Source organism: Microbacterium sp. 5K110, assembly GCF_005774735.1.
Classification (GTDB): Bacteria; Actinomycetota; Actinomycetes; order Actinomycetales; family Microbacteriaceae; genus Microbacterium.
On sequence record NZ_VBUM01000145.1, the window covers coordinates 1 to 3343 of the forward strand.

Annotated in this window: 3 protein-coding genes and 1 pseudogene; all 4 read left to right on the top strand. The window is 73.4% G+C overall.

The genetic code is table 11. From position 1 onward, the window contains the following. Window positions 1-357: pseudogene (locus FE256_RS17620) on the top strand (DNA polymerase III subunit gamma and tau); the annotation flags it as partial. Beyond that, window positions 357-950, top strand: coding sequence for a recombination mediator RecR (recR, locus tag FE256_RS17625; protein ID WP_138178246.1), 594 nt, complete (start codon window positions 357-359; stop codon window positions 948-950). The pseudogene FE256_RS17620 and the gene recR, both read left to right, overlap by 1 nt. 219 nt (window positions 951-1169) lie before the next feature. Then, the gene (locus FE256_RS17630; protein WP_138178248.1) at window positions 1170-1706 is read left to right on the top strand and encodes a hypothetical protein; all 537 of its coding nucleotides are present in this window, start codon (window positions 1170-1172) and stop codon (window positions 1704-1706) included. A gap of 40 nt (window positions 1707-1746) precedes the next feature. Continuing rightward, a partial coding sequence (locus FE256_RS17635) for a protein kinase domain-containing protein (protein WP_138178250.1) occupies window positions 1747-3343 on the top strand: 1597 nt, incomplete at its 3' end.

Here is a 3343-nt window from a genome sequence, read left to right on the forward strand (position 1 = left end):
CCCCCCGCACCGCACGCCGCGCCGGCCGTCGCGGGCACGGTTCTCGCGGTCGACGACGAGCCCGAGGATGCCACGGGGCGACCCGCCGTCCGTATCGCTCCGCCGCCCTTCGAGGGAAGCGTTCTCCCCGCCGCCGACGTCGCCGCCTCCGTCCCCGCGCCCGACGAGGTCGACGACGACGACGTCATCCCGCCCGCCGACGACGAGCTCGATCGTCCCGTCCCTCCCGTCGTCGTGCCGCGGATGGCTCCGCTGCGCGGGGGAGTGCAGCGCTATGGCGAGGCGGTCGTGCGCCAGATGCTCGGGGCGAACTACGTCCGTGACGAGCCCTACGAGCCCCCGACGAGGTTCAACTGATGTACGACGGCATCGTCCAAGACCTCATCGACGAATTCGGTCGGCTGCCCGGCATCGGGCCCAAGTCGGCGCAGCGCATCGCCTTCCACATCCTCCAGTCGCCGACGTTCGACGTCTCCCGACTGTCGACGCTCCTCGGCGAGATCCGCGAGAAGGTCAAGTTCTGCGAGGTCTGCGGCAACGTCTCCGAGCAGGACCGCTGCTCGATCTGCCGCGACCCGCGTCGTAACGAGGCCCTCATCTGCGTCGTCGAAGACGCCAAGGACGTCGCCGCGATCGAGCGCACGCGAGAGTTCCGCGGCCTGTACCACGTCCTCGGTGGCGCGATCAGCCCCATCGCCGGTATCGGTCCCGACGACCTGCGCATCACGCAGCTCATGCAGCGCCTCGCCGACGGCACGGTGCAGGAGGTCATCCTCGCCACCAACCCGAACCTCGAGGGCGAGGCGACGGCCACGTACCTGAGCCGGCTGCTGCACACCCTCGAGATCCGCGTCACCCGCCTGGCATCCGGTCTCCCCGTCGGCGGCGACCTCGAGTACGCCGACGAAGTCACCCTCGGCCGCGCGTTCGAAGGACGCCGCACGCTCTGAGCGCCGCCGCCACCGTCCTGGTGAGACGCCCGAAGGTGCGCGGCGCGAGGCGTCGCCCGCAGGGGTGATCTGCGGGTGAACCCCGAGCGTTGAGCGCCCGTGTACCCGGCGTTCATCCGCCGATGGACCTACGGATACCGTGCCACGGCACTTTTTGCCTACGGACTGCAGTCCGGGTGCCCGACCCTTCAGTTCTGCGGCCGTCAGACAGGGGTATCCGTGAGCGAGAAGCTCTCCGATCGCACAGTGCGGCGCGCGCGGATCGTGTTCGACACCTTCCGGTCGATCCATGATCCGCGGCTCGGCGCGTGGTTGCTGTTCCGCTCCCACCTCCTGCCCGAGTGGTCGATGACCGCCGGCAGCCTCGGCGAGAGCACTCCCGAGGCCGCCCTCACCCCGCTCGGCGTGTTCGGAGTGTGGCGCCTGCTGGCCACGAACAACCGCGAGCTCGCTCGGTGCGCCCGGGTCTTCGCATCGCCGCGGGCGGCGTTCGACGCCGTGGTCGCCGAGCAGGCCCGGGTGGAGGAGATGACGGTGACCGCCGTGCGGGGACCGCAGTCGACGACGCACGGATGGGTCATCCGCCGCGGCGATCGTCCCGTGCTCACCGCGGCGCGTTGGTACGAGTCGGCGAGCGAGGCCGCAGCTGCCGGGCGGGCCGCCAGCCACGCCCTCGGCACGGCCGAGATCGCCCAGGGCGTCAGCATCGGTACCGCTTCCGGGCGACGCACCCGCGTCGTGATGAACACCCCGTGATCGTGGCATCCAGCCTCGTCCTGTCCTGCGCGGGATCGTCGTGACGACGGGTCCGGGCCTCATCGCCGGCCGGTTCCGCCTCGAGGGACTCCTCGGCTCGGGTGGGACGGCATCGGTGTTCGCGGCCACGGACACGCTCCTGAATCGCCCGGTGGCCATCAAGCTGCTGCATCCGCACTTGTCCGAGAGTGAGGCTCTGCGCGAGGCCTTCCTCGTCGAGGCCCGGCGCACCGCCGCGGTGTCCCACCCGGGGATCGTCGAGGTGGTCGATGTCGGCACCTTCCAGGACGGTGCGGTCACGATCGCGTGGATCGCCCAGGAACGATTGGAGGGAACGACGCTCGCCGAGCACGTGCTCGCCCACGGTCCGCTCGGTGCCGGGGCCGCCCGCGGCATCGGCGTGACGATCCTCAGCGCCCTGGAAGCGGCCCACGCCGTCGGCCTGGTCCATCGCGACGTCTCCCCGGCCAACGTCCTCGTGCGTTTCGAGGGGGCCGAGCCCGTGCGCACGACCCTGCTCGATTTCGGACTGGCGGATGCCGCGGGCCGCGACGCGCGCGGAGACGACGTCCTGCGCAGTTCGGCGTCTGCGACCGCCGGGGTGGTGGGAAACGCGCAGTACGCCTCGCCCGAGCAGTTGCGCGGCGAACCGGTCGGCGTCCGCGGCGACGTCTACCAAGTGGGCGGTCTCCTGTACTTCGCCCTCACCGGACGGGCGCCCTTCGAGGGCGGCGACCGGGATGCCGTGGTGCGTGCGCAGCTGTCGGCGCCGCCGCCCGTGGCCTCGGTGCGCGCCCGCGGGGTGTCACCGGCGCTGGACCGCGTCCTGGTGCGGGCGATGCTCAAGGACCCCGCCGACCGCTTCGCCGACGCGGCCGAAATGCGGCGCGCGCTGGAGGCCGCGGCTCCGGCGCTGGCGCCGGAGCACGCGACCCGCGTGCTGCGCCCGGTATCCAGCGTCGCCCCGATCCTCGCCCCTGCCCCGGCGGCCGAGACGGGCGCCGTCGACACCCCACGCTCCCGCGGCGACGGCCCGGGCTGGGCGACGGCGGCGGTCGTGATCGCGGTCCTCGCGCTCGTCGCGGTGGCCGTTCCCCTCATGGCCACGGCGGGGCGCCCCGGACCGGGAGCGGCGCCCACCGCGACGGCATCGTCGTCGAGCACTCCGGAGGCCTCGCCCACGACTCCCGTTCCCCCCGCCGCGGTCCCCGACGACGCGGTCGTCCCCGACCTGGGTTCGCTCGAGCAGACCCTCTCGGCGATCCAGGCCGCCGGGCTCGTGGCGGGCGCGGTGACCACCCAGGACTCCTCGCTCGCGGCGGGCACGGTGATCTCCGCCGACCCGGCCGCTGGATCCGCGGTGCCGCGCGGCACGACCGTGCGCCTCGTCGTGGCATCCGGAACCAACGCCGTGCCCCCGGTCGACGGGTGGTCGGCGGTCGACGCCGAGGCGGCGGTGCGCGCGGCGGGTTTCGCGCCCGAGAACGTCGCGACGGTATCGGACCGCCCCGCGGGCACGGTCATCGGTTCGGCGCCCGCGGCCGGCGGGTCCGCGCGCGTCGGGTCCACGGTGCGGCTTCTCGTCTCGACCGGCCGCGCCCCCGCACCCACGCCGACGCCGACCCCCACGACGGCGC